We start from the raw sequence: 15,494 nt of genomic DNA, 5'->3' as shown, positions 1-15,494 counted from the left end.
TCGTTCAGTCACGGTCACGCTGATGTTTTTCGCGCTGCTCCTGCCGCTCCTTGGCTTCGATGCACAGGGTCGCGGTGGGACGCAGCAGCAGGCGCTTGAGGCCGATGGGTTCGCCGGTCTCGGCGCACCAGCCGTATTCGCCACGCGCCAGGCGTTCGAGCGCCTGGTCGATCTTGTCCAGCAGCTTCTTTTCCCGCTCCAGCAGGCGCAGCTGCCACTGACGCTGCTCCTCGGCGGCACCGATATCGGCGACGTCGCTGCTGGTATCGGGCTGACGCAGCTCGGTGAATTCCTCGTCGATGCGCGCCTGCAACTCGGCTCGCTGAGTCAGCAGCAACTCGCGGAAGAACTGCTGCTGGGCGTCGTTCATGTAGTCAGCGGCTGGCTGGGCCAGCAGCTCGGCTTCGGTAGTCGCGGTCAGGGTCATGGCAAATCGGCTGGCTTGTCTTAATTGTTATAACATAACATTAATTTCTGACAGCTACCCACGGATTTGCGATGAACGAACAGCCCCTGCCGGATATTGCCGCCCAAGCCACCCACCACGACCTGCCGCTGGACTGGGTCGGCATGGCCGGCATCGCCCTGCCCATTCGCCTGGCGGACGCCGCCGTGACGGCCAGCGTCGATATCGGCGTCAGCCTCGACGATGCCGGCGCACGCGGCATCCACATGTCGCGCCTGTACCTGGCGGCGCAGCGTCTGGTGCATCAGCCATTGAACGTACCGGCGGTGCTACAGGTGCTGGACGACTGCCTGAGCAGCCACCAGGCGCTGTCCGACAGCGCCACCCTGACCCTGCGCGGCGAGGTGCCGCTCAAGCGTCCGGCGCTGGTCAGCCCATTGAACGGTTGGAAGGGCTACCCCTTCGAGGTACGTGCTCGTCAGGACGGTCGCGGAGTAAATATCGAATTACAGGTCGAGGTCGGTTACTCCTCCACCTGCCCTTGCTCGGCAGCGCTGGCACGGCAGCTGATCCAGCAACGCTTCGCCTGGGACTTTCCCGATCAGCAGGTGGATTACTCCAGCGTGCTCGACTGGCTCGGCTCGACCCAGGGCATCATCGCCACGCCGCACAGCCAGCGCAGCACGGCGACCCTGCAACTGCGCCTGGCGCCAGGCTGCATCGACCTGCCCGTACTGGAGTTGATCGACAATGCCGAGCAGGCCCTCGGCACGCCGGTACAGACCGCGGTGAAGCGCGCCGACGAACAGGCCTTCGCCCTCGCCAACGGGCAGAACCTGATGTTCTGCGAAGACGCCGCACGCCGTCTGCATCGCGCCCTGCGCCAATTGCCACAGGCCAGCGCCTTCCACCTCAAGGTCGTCCACGCCGAAAGCCTGCACGCCCACGACGCGGTGGCGCAAAGCCGCTGGAACTGGAGTTGAGCCATGACTGCCGACGCCCTCTGGTTGCAGCTGGAATCCGCCGAAGCCGGCCACGCGGTGGCGCTTGACGAGGCCCTGGCCGCCATCGCCTGGAACGACACCGGGCTGATCCCGGTGATCGCCCAGCGCCACGACAGCGGCGAGGTGCTCACATGCTGCACATCACCGACACGCGCGAGCTGGGCCTGCTCCGGCCAGGTACGGGAGGATTGCCAGGCGCTGCCGACGCGTCTGAGYTACCAGCCGCCGCCTCCGCCGCCACCAGCCCCTCCGCCGGAGGAGCCTCCGCCATGGGAGGCGGACGAGCCGGAGCCGCTGCCACTGTTGCTGGAACCGGAAAAGCTGTCGACGGATCTCGGCGCCTCTGGCGGCACGGAAGCCGTCATCAGCATCCGGTCGAGACTCCAGGCAAGCGTCATGGCCTCACCCGAGGCCATCATCTGAGTGAAACCCTGTGGCTGGTAGTCCACCTCCACTGGCGCCAGCGTGCCCTTGCGCAGCTCGGCGGTGAATCGCTGAGTCCACTGCTGCTCGACCCCCAGGGCCATGGCGTAGGGCAGGTGCCGTTCGTACAACGCAATGCTCATCACGGGGGCCTGGCCTGCCTTGTCCAGCACGTCCCTCTCGGCCAGGCTCAGGTAATTACGGTAGCCCTCCAGCTCATCGAGCAGGCGCCGTCCGGCGATGGAGGGCGAGCGCATGAGCTTGCGTGCCAAGGCGACGATGACGAACAGTGCCACACACTGCAGCACCGCCGCGCCGCCCACAAGGCCTGCGGCCAGACCCAGGCTGATCAGGACGAACAGCATCAGCAAGAGTGCCGAACCGATCATCTCGTGGGTCAGGCAGTAGAACATCCCGGCCCCCAGCAGTACCCCCAGCAGCATCGCCCAAACGGCGGTGTTCGCAGCCTCCGAGTCGCCCGTGGACGTCACCAGCAGAGCGATCCCCGTCATCAGGGCGAAGAACGCACCTGCCAACCAGGACCCGGTATGGTTGCTGAAGTTGTTCTGCTCGATCCCTTTGAAGCTCTTGAGCAGCACCTCCAGGGCTTTCGTCAGACGCGGTTCATAGCGGCCACCCAGGGTCAGCGAGCCACTCTTCTGTGCTATCAGGGTATCGAGCACGTGCCGCTCTTCCTCGCGTATGGCATCCCCGTCCGCCTCACCACGCGTCAGCACCAGGCCGTCGGCGTTGCGCTGCAGGCTCAGCCAGCCGCGAATGGCCAAGTCGGTGAACATGATGCTCAGCGCACGCACGCCCTTGCGGTCATTGCCCAGGCCGCGGCGCCACACGTACCCGGCCATCAAGGGGCTGACGCCCCGAGACAGCTCGAACAGGGGGATCACCAGGCCCTTGGCCGGCCCCCGGCCGTCTGTCCACCAGAGGCGTGCGTAGAACAACAACAGCCCGCTGAAAGCGAGCACCAGCAGGATAAGACGCAGGTTGTCGGCCAGCAGTATCAGCAACTCGTCCCACCAGCCGGGACGGGCGACCAGCCCCGCCTGCCAGGCCAGGGCGACGGTAAAGCCTTCGCGCGCGTCCAGCTCGCGCGTGGTCGCCAGGCGCAGATGGTTACCCTGCTGCTCGATCACCTCGTAGGCGCCCTCACGCGAACCCTGGTAGCCGGTATAGCCATGTGCAGCCTCGATCTGCGCGCCCTCCGGCAGCAACACCTCGACGCTGGCCCGACGAATCGGCAGCTGCCAGTCATTGCCGGTGACGTTCCAGTAGAGCTCATCGACGCGGGCGTGATGCAGCAGTTGCGCATCCATGCGGTAGGTCAGCTCGTAGACATAGGGGCCGGGCTGAAGCATGACATCGGCACGGCCCAGACGCAGGCGAACGCCGTGCTCATGGGCCTGTTGCGTGACGGTTTCCGGCTGACCGTCACGCGTGGCCGAGAGCAGCGTCAATGGCGTGCTGCGCAGCAGGCCATTGCCCAGGCTGTAGCCTGTAGGGATGTCACGATAGATGCCGCGAGATATCTGTCGCCCTTCGGCAATCACGGCGATGCGCTCGGTCACCCGCACTTCGCCACTGGGCTCGACCTGCAGGTGCACGTCATAGCTCTGGATGGCCTCTTCGGCCCGTGCACTGAAGGCGCAGAAACAGCACAGCAACAGCAGAATTCGCAGTCTTCCTGACATCACACTCTCCTTGGCGCTCACAACCGCCTGCCTGGGCGAATCGAGGCGGCACCCTACCCCAGTCAGCTCGGCAGAAAAAGCGAACGCCGCACATCAGCGGCACTCACCACAGATGCCTTTACCAACCGCCACCGCCCCCGCCGCCACCTCCTCCACCCGAAGAGCCGCCACCGGACGAACCGCCGCCGCCCGAAGAACTGCTCGACGGCGGCGACGACGCCAGAGCCGTGGCGCTGGCGAGGCCGGCGGCCAGCGCGCCACTGAGGGCCTGCGGCGAGCTGTAGCTGCTGCGGCTGTGGTACCAGCTCGGTTGATAGTCGCGCTGCGCCGGGTCGATCAGGCCACTGGCCAGGGCCTCGCTGAAGCGCGCGCTCCATTTGTCTTCCACGCCCAGGGCCATGGCGAAGGGCAGATGGCGCTCGTACAGCGCGATGCTCATCGCCGGGGCATCGCCTGCAAGAGCCAGGGCATCACGCTCGGCCAGTTGCAGGTAATCGCGATAGCCTTCCAGCGCATCGAGCAGGCGTCGCCCTTCCAGGGTCGGCGCCGGCAACAGGTAATAGAACACCAGCACCAACACGACATAGGCGACGACCAGCAACAGCGCCGGTACCGACACCGATGCGGCGATCATCATCAGCCCCACCGGCACCGGCCAGCCGAACATCAGCGCCACCAGGTACAGCCCCATCTGTTTGCCGAAGCTGGGCTGGTGGCGGGCCATGTTGAACACGACCAGTGCCGGCACGCCAAAGCCCAGGCTGAACACCAGCCCAGCCAGACCTGTGCCCCACTCATCTCCGCCCTGGCCACTCAAGAGCACGGTGGCCGCACATGCCAATGCGGCCCACACCAACCCCCAGGCCCAGATGCCACGGTTGTTGGCGAACCAGGCCTTGCCCTGTTCGCCCAACTGGCTGCCCAACCCGGCTACCGCATCCGCCAGGCGTGGCTCGTACTCGGTGCCGATGATCAGCGCGATGCCGGCCTTGTTGGCCGGGAACAGGCGCTTGCGCAGGTCGCGATCCAGCTCGCTCATGTCGCCGCCTGCGCCCTGGTCGCGGGCCAGGCTGAAACCACCACCGTGCCGCTTGTCCTCGATATGCAGGTGCTTGCGGATGGCCATGTCGGTGAGCCACACGCTGAAGGCCCGTGCCTCGCCGAAAGCGCCGCGCAACCCGCGATGCCAGAGATAGCCCGCCTGCACCGCACTCATGCCCTGCGGCCCCTCGAACAGCGGGATGATCACGCCCTTCTGCGGATCGCGGCCGACCCGCTTCCAGGCGCGCAGGTAGAACAGCAACAGACCGATCAGCAACACACCACCAATGCCCACGCCCAGGTTGTCCAGCACGGCGCGGCTGGCGTTCTGCACCAAGCCTGGACGTGGCACCAGTCCGGCCTGCCAGTCCACGGCCACGGTCAGGCCGTGATAGGCCGGCAACGTCTCGGTGGTGGCCAGGCGCAGGTAGTCATCGCGCCGTTCGAGTATCCGGAAGTCCTGGCCCCGATCGCCCTGGGCCCCGGTATACGCAGCCAACTGACCGATGCGCGCCCCCGCTGGCAGGCGCACCTCCACCGTGGCCTGGCGGATGGGAAATAGCCAGCCGTTGCCGGTGACGTTCCAGTACAGCTCGTCCGTGTCGGCGTGATGCAACAGGACACGCCCGACCCGATAACGCAGCTCGTAGCGATAGCGCCCCGGCTCCAGCAGGATATTCGACGAGCCCAGGTAGAAGCGCACCCAGGCGCCATTGCGCTCGCTGCGCACCGACTCGGGCCGGCCATCGCGGGTCACGCCCAGCAGGGTGATCGGGCTGCTTTGCTCCAGCCCCATCGGCAACGCATAGCTGACCGGCAGATCGCGATAGATGCCACGACGAATGTCCCGGCCTTCGGCACGCACGGTGATGTGTTCGGTCACCAGCAGGTTACCGTCCGCCTCGACCTGCAGACTCACGGCAAAATCCTCGATGACCTCCTGCGCCAGCGTCACGCCAGGCAAAAGGACCAATAACAGCAACAGGCCACGCAGCCATCCGTGCACGTTCAGAACTCCATCTTCGGTGATTGGCCGTCACGCGGGTCATCCAGCGTGAAGTATTCGGCCGGGGTAAAGGAAAACAGGCGCGCCACCAGATTGCTCGGCACCGACTCGACCAGCACGTTCAGCTCGCGCACCGCGCCGTTGTAGTAACGCCGCGCCATCTGGATATGGTTCTCGACCTCGCTGATATTGCCCTGCAACTCGCGAAACCGGCTGTCGGCCTTGAGCTCGGGATAAGCCTCGACCAGGGCGAACAGCTGGCGCAATTGGCTGCCCAGTTGCGCCTCCACTGGCGCGCGCTGGCCCAGCGGCGAGTCGGCCAGTTGCACCGCGCGCATGCGCTCCTGCACCAGCGCCTGCAGCGTGCTCTGCTCGTAGCTCATGTACTGCCGTACGCACTCCACCAGCGCCGGAATCAGACTGGCGCGGCGCTTGAGCTGGACGTCGATACCGCTAGCGGCTTCGGCCACGCGGTGGCGGTTGAACACCAGGCGGTTGTAGAAGAAAACCGTCGCGCCGCCGAGCACCAGCAGCGCGCCCACCAGCCACCCTAATCCTGAAACCTGCATAGCCTCTCCTTGATTGGCCGATGACCACTCACTTTGCGCTGACATCGTGGCAGCCCGTATCCTGTAGTGCCAGCCAGTCAGCGAGGCCCGCATGCAGATCGAGTTGATCGAGATCCGCGACCACCTGAATCGCTTCGCCCCTTTCGATAATCTGCCGGAGCAGACTCTCGACGAGATCGCCCGCCAGGTGCAAGTGGGCTACTTCAAGGCCGGTAGCGAAATCCTCGCCGTCGGTGCGCCGATCCACGAGTTGCACTACGTACGCAGCGGCGCTGTGGAAATCCACAGGCGTGGCGGCGAGCTGCACAACCGCCTGACCGAGGGCGACATCTTCGGCCAGGCCGGCCTGCTGCGCGGCAACAAGGTGCGCCTGGGCGCCACCGCGCTGGAAGATTGCCTGATCTACTTCATCCCCGACACGCTGTTCCATCAGCTCTGCGAGCAGTTCGACAGCTTCGCCGACTTCGTCGAGGCCGAAGGTCAGTCGCGGCTCAAGTCCGCCCTTGAAGACAGCCACGGCAAGGCCAGCGAGCTGATGAAGATCAAGGTGCGCAAGCTGATCTCGCGTGGCGCGGTCAGCGTGCCACTGGATACGCCGATCCAGCAGGTGGCGCAGGTGATGACCGAGCACAGTGTGTCCTCGGTCATCGTCGTCGATCCCGGTACGCGCTGGCCCGACCCGCACCAGGTGGACGTGGCCGAACAACAGACCCAGGTGATGGCCGGCATCCTCACCGACCGCGACCTGCGTACCCGCGTGGTTGCCGCCGGCCTGCCCAGCGACACCCCGGTCAGCCAGATCATGACGCCCAACCCCATCACCCTGCAGGCCGACGACTCGGTGTTCGAGGCCATGCTGTGCATGCTGCGCAACAACATCCACCATCTACCGGTGCTGCATCGCCGCCGCCCGGTGGGCGTGGTGGCGCTGGCCGACATCATCCGCTACGAGTCGCGCAGCAGCCTGTATCTGGTCAACGGCATCTTCAACAAGACCTCGGTGGAGGGGCTCAAGAGCCTGCTGCCGGACCTGCGCGCCACCTTCGTGCGCATGGTCGCCGACGACGCCAGCGCACACATGGTCGGCAGCGCCATGAGCGGAATCGGTCGTGCCTTCAGCCAGCGCCTGCTGGAGCTGGCCGAACAGAAACTCGGCCCGCCGCCGGTGCCCTACTGCTTCATGGTCGCTGGCTCCATGGCCCGTGACGAGCAACTGCTGCTCACCGACCAGGACAACGCCCTGGTGCTCGACGACGGCTTCGATGCGGACGAACACGACGCCTACTTCGCCGAACTGGCGCAGTTCGTCAGCGACGGTCTGGCCGCCTGCGGCTACAGCTACTGCAAGGGCGGCATCATGGCCACCAACCCCAGGTGGCGGCAGCCGCTGAAAGTGTGGCGGCAATACTTCAGCGAATGGATCGAGCGGCCCAACCCGGAAACCCTGCTCAACGCCAGCATCTTCTTCGACCTCGATGGCCTCTACGGCGAAACCGAGCTGGTGGAAAACCTCAAGGACCTGCTGGCACAGAAGGCCAGCGCCAGCCCCGCCTTCCTCGCCGCGCTGGCGCGTAACGCGCTCAACCGCACGCCACCGCTGGGCTTCTTCCGCACCTTCATGATGGAGACCGACGGCCGCCACCGCAACATCATCAACCTCAAGGGCCGGGGCACCGCGCCGCTCACCGACCTGATCCGCGTGCACGCCCTGGCCTGCGGCTCCAAGGCGCAGAACTCGCTGGATCGCCTCGACGCCATCGCCGCCACCAAGCTGCTGCCCAAGGAGGCGCTGGAGCACCTGCGCTACGCCTTCGAGTTCCTCAGCCTGGTGCGCGTGCGCCACCAGGCCCGTGAAGTCGAGGCCGGCAACGCGCCGAGCAACTACATCGAGCCGGAACAGTTCAGCGCCAGCGAACGCCAGCACCTCAAGGAAGCCTTCCAGGTGATCAGCAACGCGCAGAAATTCCTGCGCTTTCGCTATCCCGCGCAAGCGGCGGGTCGTCCGCGATGAGCGAGCGCGCGGCTCAGGATTGGCCACAACTGTTCGCCAGCCTCGCTGAAAGCAGCCGCGATCCGCGCCTGCGTACCTACTACGGTGCCGGCTGCGTCGCGGCTGATACGCCTCTGGAGGATGTCCCGCTGGTGGCACTGGACGTGGAAACCACCGGCCTCGACCCACGCGAAAACGCCATCGTCAGCCTTGGTCTGGTGCCGCTGAGCCTGCAACGCATCCGCTGCAGCGAGGCGCGCTACTGGGTGGTCAAGCCCACCGGCGAGCTGAACGCTGAATCGGTCACCTTCCACCACATCACCCACAGCGACATCCGCCACGCCCCGCGTCTGGCCAGCGTGCTGGACGAGTTGCTCGAAGCAATGGCCGGCAAAGTGGTGGTAGCGCACTACCGCAATATCGAGCGCAGCTTCCTCGACCAGGCCGTGCGCCAGCACCTGGGCGAAGGCCTGGTCTTCCCCATCATCGACACCATGGAACTGGAAGCCCGCCTGCACCCCAAGCGCACCTTGAGCTGGTGGGACCGCCTGCGCGGCCGCGAGCCCCTCTCCATCCGCCTGGCCGACAGCCGCCTGCGCTACGGCCTGCCGCTGTACTCGGCGCACCATGCACTGACCGATGCGCTGGCTTGTGGAGAACTGCTGCAGGCACAGGTGGCGAGGCACTATCCGGCGCATACGCCGATCAGCGCGCTCTGGAGCTAAACTCCAGCCTCCCGCGCAACGCGTCGGTACTCTCGAATCAAGACAGCGCAGACACACCCATGAATCGCCGCAAAAAGATAAAACAACTACTCGAAGCCCACGCCAAGAAGGCCAATGCCAAGCTCGCGCCCAAAAGCAACAAACCCAGGTACATCAGCAAAGCTGACAGGGCGAAGTTGGAGGCTGAAGCGACTCAAGAGCCCGTCACGTCCATTGAGTCAGTAGACCGTATATGCAGCGCACAACCGGTGGATGAAAAAAGCGTCATCCACCCTACGTGAAGACGCATTCGAACTTTCGGGCGTAGGGTGGATAACGCGAAGCTTATCCACCGTCAGACGGGCCTCTAGCAGACCTACAACCGAAAAGTGCCTTCTCCCCTGGCTCCTGGGGAGCCAAAGTCTCGCGGCTGAAGCGGGATGGGGTTAGCCGAGGACTTTGTCGGCGGTGTACACCGCCTCGTCGAGAAACACGTTGACCGCCGGATGATCACGCTCGCCCTTGCGGTAGGCGAGGAAAACGCCGCGCTGGATATCCGGCAGCAAAGGTACGGCGGTGACGCCAGGCAATGGACGCACCAGGCGCAGGCCGGAGACGATGGAGATGGAGTTGCCCGAGGCGACCATGGCCGCGACCATCTCGAAGCCGGCGCAGTGGGCGTTGATGCGCGGCGCATAGCCCGAGCGGCGGCACAGGTTGGTGATGAATTCGCCGAACGAGCTGCCAGTGGAGTCCAGCGCCCAGGCTTCGTCGCGCAGCTCGGCGATGGTCAGGCTGTCGCGCCTGGCCAGTGCATGGTCGATGGGCAGCAGGACGTGCAGCAGATCCTGGGTCAGGGGAATCAGCGCGTAGTTCTCGCGGTTCTCGTCGGGCTGCACGGCCAGGTCGTCGATCACTGCTACGTCTATCTGCCAGGCGCCGAGAGCACTGAGGCTTTCCTGTGGTTCCAGCTCCAACACCACCACGTTCAGCCGAGGGTAGGCGCTGCGCAGCGCACGCACGGTTTCCGCTATCACCGCCACGGCGATCGAGGGGAAAGCCGCCACACGCAGCTCACCGGCGATTTCCCCACGCAGCAGCGCCAGCTCCGAGCGCGCTTCGTCGAGCACCATGAGGATGCGTTCGGCATGCGCCACCAGTCGCTCGCCAGCCGGGGTAAGCACCACGCCGCGACCACGCCGTTCGATCAGCGCCATATCCGCTTCGCGTTCGAGCTGGGCAACCTGCTGCGAAACCGCCGAAGGCGTCAGGTGCAGCGACTCGGCGGCGGCCGCCATGGTGCGGCAGCGGGCCAGTTCACGCAGGGTGCGCAGGCGGGTGATGTCCATGGCGCGATCTCAATAGTTAAGGGTCGCTAACGAATAGGTTAAAAATAAATCAGTATACATAATGATATGGCCGGCCTTAGATAGAGATATCCACACGCGCTGAACCGGGCGCGTGGTTCACCCACATACAGGCATCGCTGAAAACCCGGTTTTCAGCCGTGCCCACAGAAGAAGAATCTCGCCATGGCTATCAGCGTTTTCGACCTGTTCAAAGTCGGTATCGGCCCCTCCAGCTCACACACCGTCGGCCCGATGCGCGCGGCCGCGCTGTTCACCCACGCCCTGGAGAACCACGGCCACATGCCGCAGGTGACCCGTATCGCCGCCGAGCTGTACGGCTCGCTGGGCGCCACCGGCAAGGGCCACGGCAGTGACAAGGCAGTGTTGCTCGGCCTCAGCGGCTACGAGCCGGACACCGTCGACGTGGACCAGGTGCCCGGCTACATCGAGGCCATCCGCCGCGACAAGCGCATCGTCCTGGCCGGCAAGCACGCCGTCGCCTTCGACGAGAAGGCCGACCTGAAGATGTTCCGCAAGGCGCTGCCGCTGCACGCCAACGGCCTGCGCTTCGCCGCCTTCGATGCCGCCGGCATCCAGGTGCACGAGGCCACCTATTACTCGGTGGGCGGCGGCTTCGTGGTCAGCGAGGCGATCCTTGCCGACGGCTCCAAGCACAAGGTCATCGCCCCGGACGCCACCAGCCTGCCGCTGCCGTTCAGCAGTGGCGCCGACCTGTTGCGCCTGTCCCGCGAGAACGGTATCGGCATTGCCGAGGTGATGCGTCGCAACGAACGTCACTGGCGCAGCGACGAACAGACCGATGCCGGCCTGCTGGAAATCTGGAAGGTGATGCAGGCCTGCGTCGACCGTGGCTGCCGCACCGAGGGCATCCTGCCGGGCGGCTTCAAGGTGCGCCGCCGCGCCGCGATCCTGGCGCGCAAGCTGGGCGGCTTCCAGCGCAGCTACCTGGAAGACCCGCTGCGCATGCTCGACTGGGTCAACCTCTGGGCCCTGGCGGTGAACGAGGAGAACGCCGCCGGTGGCCGCGTGGTGACGGCACCGACCAACGGCGCCGCGGGCATCATCCCGGCGGTGCTGCACTACTACGCCAACGCCATTTCCGGCGCCAGCGAGCGCGGCATCATCGACTTTCTGCTGACCGCCGGCGCCATCGGCATCCTCTACAAGGAAAACGCCTCGATCAGTGGTGCCGAAGTCGGCTGCCAGGGTGAAGTCGGCGTGGCATGTTCGATGGCGGCCGGCGCGCTGTGCGCGGTACTTGGCGGCACCCCGGAGCAAGTCGAGAACGCTGCCGAGATCGGCATGGAGCACCACCTGGGCCTGACCTGCGACCCAGTCGGCGGCCTGGTGCAGATCCCCTGCATCGAGCGCAACGCCATCGCCTCGGTCAAGGCCATCAATGCCGCGCGCATGGCGCTGTACGGTGACGGCTCGCACTACGTGAGCCTGGACAAGGTGATCAAGACCATGCGCGAGACCGGCGCGGACATGCTGACCAAATACAAGGAAACCGCCCGTGGCGGCCTGGCGGTGAACATCATCGAGTGCTGATGCACTCTCGCCAGATGCGAGAACGCCGCGAGCCCTGACAGGTTCGCGGCGTTTTCGTTTGTGGCCGGGGGCGATAAGCCCCTCTCCCATCAATGGGAGAGGGGAGCGATCTGCGTATTTTCTAAGGAAACACTGAAAAAGCCGTCATGCCCGCACAGGCGGGCATCCAGAACCTACGAATCATCTGGGCTCCCGCCTTCGCGGGAGTGACGATAGATGGCTTTCTCAGATCATTCCTAACGCGGTTCGCTCATCAGCCCTTTGACGATGGAAATACAGCCCACCAGCAGCACGATGGTGAACGGCAGGCCCGTCGACACGGCCATGGCCTGCAGCGCCACCAGGCCACCGCCGAGCAGCAGGGCGATGGCAATGACGCCTTCGATGCTGGCCCAGAATACACGCTGCGGTACCGGTGCATTGACCTTGCCGCCAGCGGTGATGGTGTCGATCACCAAGGATCCGGAGTCCGACGAGGTGATGAAGAACACCACCACCAGCACGATGCCGATGAACGAGGTGATGCCGGTCAGTGGCATCTCGCCGAGCATGCTGAACAGTTTCAGCTCCAGGCCGGCGTCCTGCGCACCGGTGAAACCATCGACCAGCAGCTGGTTGATGGCAGTGCCACCAAAGGCGGTCATCCACAGCACCGAGACCAGCGACGGCACCAGCAGTACGGCAACGAGGAATTCACGCACACTGCGGCCACGGCTGACGCGGGCGATGAACATGCCTACGAACGGCGACCAGCTGATCCACCAGGCCCAGTAGAAGGCGGTCCAGCCCTGGCTGAAGTTGGCGTCTTCACGGCCGACCGGGTTGGACAGCGCCGGCAGGTACTGCAGGTAAGCGCCGAGGTTCTTGAAGAAGTCGGTGAAGATCACCACGGTCGGCCCGGCGATGATGATGAACAGCAGCAGGGCCATGGCCAGGCCCATGTTGATCTCCGACAGGCGCTTGACGCCCTTGTCGAGGCCGGCGACCACCGAGGCCAGAGCGATCAGGGTGATGGCGACGATCAGTAGTACCTTGGTGGTGTCCGTGGCCGGAATGCCGAACAGGTACTCCACACCCGCCGCCGCCTGCTCCGCGCCCAACCCCAACGAAGTGACCAGACCGAACAGGGTGGCGAACACTGCGAGGATATCGACGATGTGTCCCGGCCAGCCCCAGACGCGCTCACCGAGGATCGGGTAGAAGATCGAACGGATCGACAGCGGCAGGCCCTTGTTGAACGAGAACAGCGCCAGTGCCAGCGCGACGATGGCGTAGATCGCCCAGGGGTGCAGGCCCCAGTGGAAGATGGTCGCGGCCATACCCAGGCGCACGGCTTCCTCGGCGTTGCCGGCGGCGCCGCCAAGCGGTGCCCAGTCGGTACGCACGCCGTCCTCACCAACAGTGATGCCACCCATCGCCGAGCTGTAGTGCGACATGGGTTCGGATACGCCGTAGAACATCAGGCCGATGCCCATACCGGCGGCGAACAGCATGGAGAACCAGCCCATGTAGGTGTAGTCGGGGGTCGCGTCCTTGCCGCCGATGCGCACCTTGCCCAACGGCGAGACGATCAAGCCCAGGCACAGCAGGACGAAGATGTTGGCGGCGCCGATAAAGAACCAGGCCATGTGGTGGGTGAGCCAGTCGCGCACACCGCTGAACAGTGGTTCGATCTGGTTCTGCAGGGCCAGGGCGAGGATCACGAAGATCACCGCGACCAGCGCGGAGATGGTGAAGACCTTGCCATGAATGTCGAGGGCGAAGACGAATTGCCCTTTGATGTTGTCCTGACCGATGACGTAATCGGTGTCGATCAGGTTGGCTTCACCGGTCGGTGCCGGGATGCCTTCGTGGGTTTCCGCTACGGGTGGCGGGGTCGTGTCATGCGAAGGGACGTTTCCCATACTTGGCGTGCTCCTTGATGCGTTTGACTCGCTAGACGAGCGTGAACAGGACGGATGCCCTCCTCCAATTAAAGACGACCTGCAAACGGGTCGAACCGAAAAGGGTAACACATGAATTCCGCTCACTCAGACTCACAGACACATGAAAGTCTCGAATAATTCCTCGAAAGGTGGCAATTTGCCCGACACTGCCATTCTCGAGATGCCCATGGCAGGATGCTTGCGAACGCTGCGCAACCCCCGTGGTCAGCTGCACACAGCCTGTGCAAAGGAAGACCCTGCATGCCTGCGGATTTCGGCATCCCCCATCTGTTCGCGTACCTGATCGCTACCATCCACGCCCTTGGCGTACTGGCCGCGATCCACGCCGTGCTGACCGTGCGCACCGCCCAGGGCGCGCTGGCCTGGGGGTTATCGTTATTCTTCATGCCCTACCTGACGCTGCTGCCGTATCTGGTGTTCGGCCGCAGCCGCTTCGATGCCTACGTCAAGGCACGGCGCCAGGCCGACAAGGAAATGCACCACGCCATGGCCGAGCAGGACTGGCGTCCCTGGGTCGAGGAAGCCAAGGCAGCGCACCTGTCGCCGGCCTACGACCGCCTGCGCGCGTTGCCACGTCTGTCGCATCTACCCGGCCTGACCGGCAACCGCGTCGAACTGCTGATCGATGGCGAGGCCACCTTCGCAGCGATCTTCGCAGCCCTGGCCAGCGCCCAGCAGGTGATCCTGCTGCAATTTTTCATCATCCGTGACGACAGCCTCGGCCGACGCCTGCACGACGTCCTGCTGGAGCGCGCAGCCGCCGGCGTGCAGGTGCACGTGCTGTACGACGGCGTCGGCAGCCATTCGCTGTCCGCCGCCTTCATCGACCGCCTGCGCCGCGGCGGTGTGCAGGTGCACGCCTTCCCCACTCGCTCCGGTCTGTTCAACCGCTTTCAGCTGAATTTTCGTAACCACCGCAAGATCGTCGTGGTCGACGGCGAGATCGGCTTTCTCGGCGGGCTCAACGTCGGCATCGAATACCTCGGGCAGAAGCCACCGCTGGCACCCTGGCGCGACACTCACGTCGAAGTACGCGGCCCGGTGGTGGCCAGCCTGCAGGAAGCCTTCGCCGAGGACTGGTACTGGGCCTGCCAGAAGCTGCCGCCGCTGCTGATGCCGAGAAAGCAGGATGAGCCCGGCCTGCTCTGCCAGGTGATCGCCAGCGGTCCGGCCGACCCGCAGGAAACCTGCTCGCTGCTGTTCGTCGAAGCGATTCACGCGGCGCGCGAACGGGTGTGGCTGAGCAGCCCCTACTTCGTGCCCGACGAGGCGCTGTTCGCCGCCCTGCGCCTGGCGGTGATGCGCGGCGTGGACGTGCGCCTGCTGCTACCGTCGCGCCCTGACCACCGCATCGTCTACGCCGCCTCCAGCCTGTATGCCTTCGAAGCGCTGCGCGCTGGCGTGCGCATCTTCCGTTACCAACCGGGGTTCCTACACCAGAAGGCGCTGTTGATAGACCAAGACGTCAGCATGCTGGGCAGCGCCAACCTGGACAACCGCTCGTTCCGCCTGAACTTCGAGGCCAGCCTGCTGACCTTCGACGAAGGCTTCAACGCCCAGGTGGCGAACATGCTGGAAGAAGACTTCAGCCGCTCACGCGAACTGGTCAACGCCGACCGGCGCAACCTGCACCGTCTACAGCGACTCGGCATGCGCGTCGCACGGCTGATCTCGCCGATTCTCTGAGAGTTGCGCCGACCTGATGCCTGCAAGACTTTGAACAGGCTCTGAGGCACGGCTATGGTTACCAGGCCAGCCGCTGTTAGCTGTCAGCGAGA

Annotated in this window: 11 protein-coding genes and 1 pseudogene; 6 read left to right on the top strand and 6 right to left on the bottom strand. The window is 65.0% G+C overall.

The window, feature by feature from the left end; translation table 11 throughout:
- Positions 1–4 precede the first annotated feature (4 nt).
- Positions 5–427, bottom strand: coding sequence for an RNA polymerase-binding protein DksA (dksA, locus tag INS93_RS17550; protein WP_160016484.1), 423 nt, complete (start codon positions 425–427; stop codon positions 5–7).
- 71 nt (positions 428–498) lie between these two features.
- On the opposite strand from dksA, the gene folE2 reads away from it, so the two are divergent.
- Positions 499–1,389 carry a GTP cyclohydrolase FolE2 gene (gene folE2 / locus INS93_RS17545; RefSeq protein WP_192984348.1) on the top strand — a complete coding sequence of 297 codons (891 nt, stop codon included), beginning with the start codon at positions 499–501 and terminating at the stop codon, positions 1,387–1,389.
- Positions 1,390–1,625: 236 nt separating this feature from the next.
- Here folE2 and INS93_RS17540 read toward each other — a convergent pair whose 3' ends face one another.
- From INS93_RS17540 to INS93_RS17530, 3 genes are all read right to left on the bottom strand, one after another.
- The gene (locus tag INS93_RS17540) at positions 1,626–3,539 is read right to left on the bottom strand and encodes a DUF2207 domain-containing protein (protein WP_192984582.1); all 1,914 of its coding nucleotides are present in this window, start codon (positions 3,537–3,539) and stop codon (positions 1,626–1,628) included.
- A gap of 118 nt (positions 3,540–3,657) precedes the next feature.
- Positions 3,658–5,586: a DUF2207 domain-containing protein gene (locus tag INS93_RS17535; protein WP_192984346.1), complete on the bottom strand. Its 1,929-nt coding sequence runs from the start codon at positions 5,584–5,586 to the stop codon at positions 3,658–3,660.
- Between the two features lie 2 nt (positions 5,587–5,588).
- Positions 5,589–6,155, bottom strand: coding sequence for a LemA family protein (locus tag INS93_RS17530; protein WP_192984345.1), 567 nt, complete (start codon positions 6,153–6,155; stop codon positions 5,589–5,591).
- Between the two features lie 91 nt (positions 6,156–6,246).
- Between INS93_RS17530 and INS93_RS17525 the strand changes: the two genes are divergently transcribed.
- The 3 genes and pseudogenes from INS93_RS17525 to INS93_RS17515 form a co-directional block, all read left to right on the top strand.
- A complete protein-coding gene (locus INS93_RS17525; protein ID WP_192984343.1) occupies positions 6,247–8,166 on the top strand; it encodes a DUF294 nucleotidyltransferase-like domain-containing protein in 1,920 nt (639 codons plus the stop codon).
- Positions 8,163–8,870: a 3'-5' exonuclease gene (locus INS93_RS17520; protein ID WP_192984341.1), complete on the top strand. Its 708-nt coding sequence runs from the start codon at positions 8,163–8,165 to the stop codon at positions 8,868–8,870. Before INS93_RS17525 ends, INS93_RS17520 begins: the two co-directional genes overlap by 4 nt.
- Positions 8,871–8,929: 59 nt before the next feature.
- Positions 8,930–9,088, top strand: a pseudogene (locus tag INS93_RS17515) (DUF2986 domain-containing protein); the annotation flags it as partial.
- A 207-nt stretch (positions 9,089–9,295) separates the two neighbouring features.
- Here INS93_RS17515 and INS93_RS17510 read toward each other — a convergent pair.
- Complete coding sequence (locus tag INS93_RS17510) at positions 9,296–10,198, bottom strand: LysR family transcriptional regulator (protein WP_192984338.1); 903 nt, start codon at positions 10,196–10,198, stop codon at positions 9,296–9,298.
- 183 nt (positions 10,199–10,381) lie between these two features.
- On the opposite strand from INS93_RS17510, the gene INS93_RS17505 reads away from it, so the two are divergent.
- Positions 10,382–11,770 carry an L-serine ammonia-lyase gene (locus tag INS93_RS17505; RefSeq protein ID WP_192984336.1) on the top strand — a complete coding sequence of 463 codons (1,389 nt, stop codon included), beginning with the start codon at positions 10,382–10,384 and terminating at the stop codon, positions 11,768–11,770.
- Positions 11,771–12,006: 236 nt separating this feature from the next.
- On the opposite strand, the gene INS93_RS17500 is transcribed toward INS93_RS17505, so the two are convergent.
- Positions 12,007–13,674, bottom strand: a complete 1,668-nt coding sequence (locus tag INS93_RS17500) for a BCCT family transporter (RefSeq protein WP_192984333.1) — start codon at positions 13,672–13,674, stop codon at positions 12,007–12,009.
- A gap of 282 nt (positions 13,675–13,956) precedes the next feature.
- Between INS93_RS17500 and cls the strand changes: the two genes are divergently transcribed.
- Positions 13,957–15,402, top strand: a complete 1,446-nt coding sequence (gene cls, locus INS93_RS17495; RefSeq protein ID WP_192984330.1) for a cardiolipin synthase — start codon at positions 13,957–13,959, stop codon at positions 15,400–15,402.
- Positions 15,403–15,494 lie beyond the last annotated feature (92 nt).

Source organism: Pseudomonas sp. EggHat1, assembly GCF_014892995.1.
Classification (GTDB): domain Bacteria; phylum Pseudomonadota; class Gammaproteobacteria; order Pseudomonadales; family Pseudomonadaceae; genus Aquipseudomonas; species Aquipseudomonas chaetocerotis.
Note: the sequence above shows the minus strand (reverse complement) of the source record. Positions and strands in the feature narration are given on the sequence as shown.

Excerpts from the sequence above, each read along its gene's own strand:
- dksA (WP_160016484.1), bottom strand. The coding sequence starts at position 427 with ATGACCCTGACCGCGACTACCGAAGCCGAGCTGCTGGCCCAGCCAGCC.
- folE2 (WP_192984348.1), top strand. The coding sequence starts at position 499 with ATGAACGAACAGCCCCTGCCGGATATTGCCGCCCAAGCCACCCACCAC.
- INS93_RS17530 (WP_192984345.1), bottom strand. The coding sequence starts at position 6,155 with ATGCAGGTTTCAGGATTAGGGTGGCTGGTGGGCGCGCTGCTGGTGCTC.
- INS93_RS17525 (WP_192984343.1), top strand. The coding sequence starts at position 6,247 with ATGCAGATCGAGTTGATCGAGATCCGCGACCACCTGAATCGCTTCGCC.
- INS93_RS17520 (WP_192984341.1), top strand. The coding sequence starts at position 8,163 with ATGAGCGAGCGCGCGGCTCAGGATTGGCCACAACTGTTCGCCAGCCTC.
- INS93_RS17510 (WP_192984338.1), bottom strand. The coding sequence starts at position 10,198 with ATGGACATCACCCGCCTGCGCACCCTGCGTGAACTGGCCCGCTGCCGC.
- INS93_RS17505 (WP_192984336.1), top strand. The coding sequence starts at position 10,382 with ATGGCTATCAGCGTTTTCGACCTGTTCAAAGTCGGTATCGGCCCCTCC.
- INS93_RS17500 (WP_192984333.1), bottom strand. The coding sequence starts at position 13,674 with ATGGGAAACGTCCCTTCGCATGACACGACCCCGCCACCCGTAGCGGAA.
- cls (WP_192984330.1), top strand. The coding sequence starts at position 13,957 with ATGCCTGCGGATTTCGGCATCCCCCATCTGTTCGCGTACCTGATCGCT.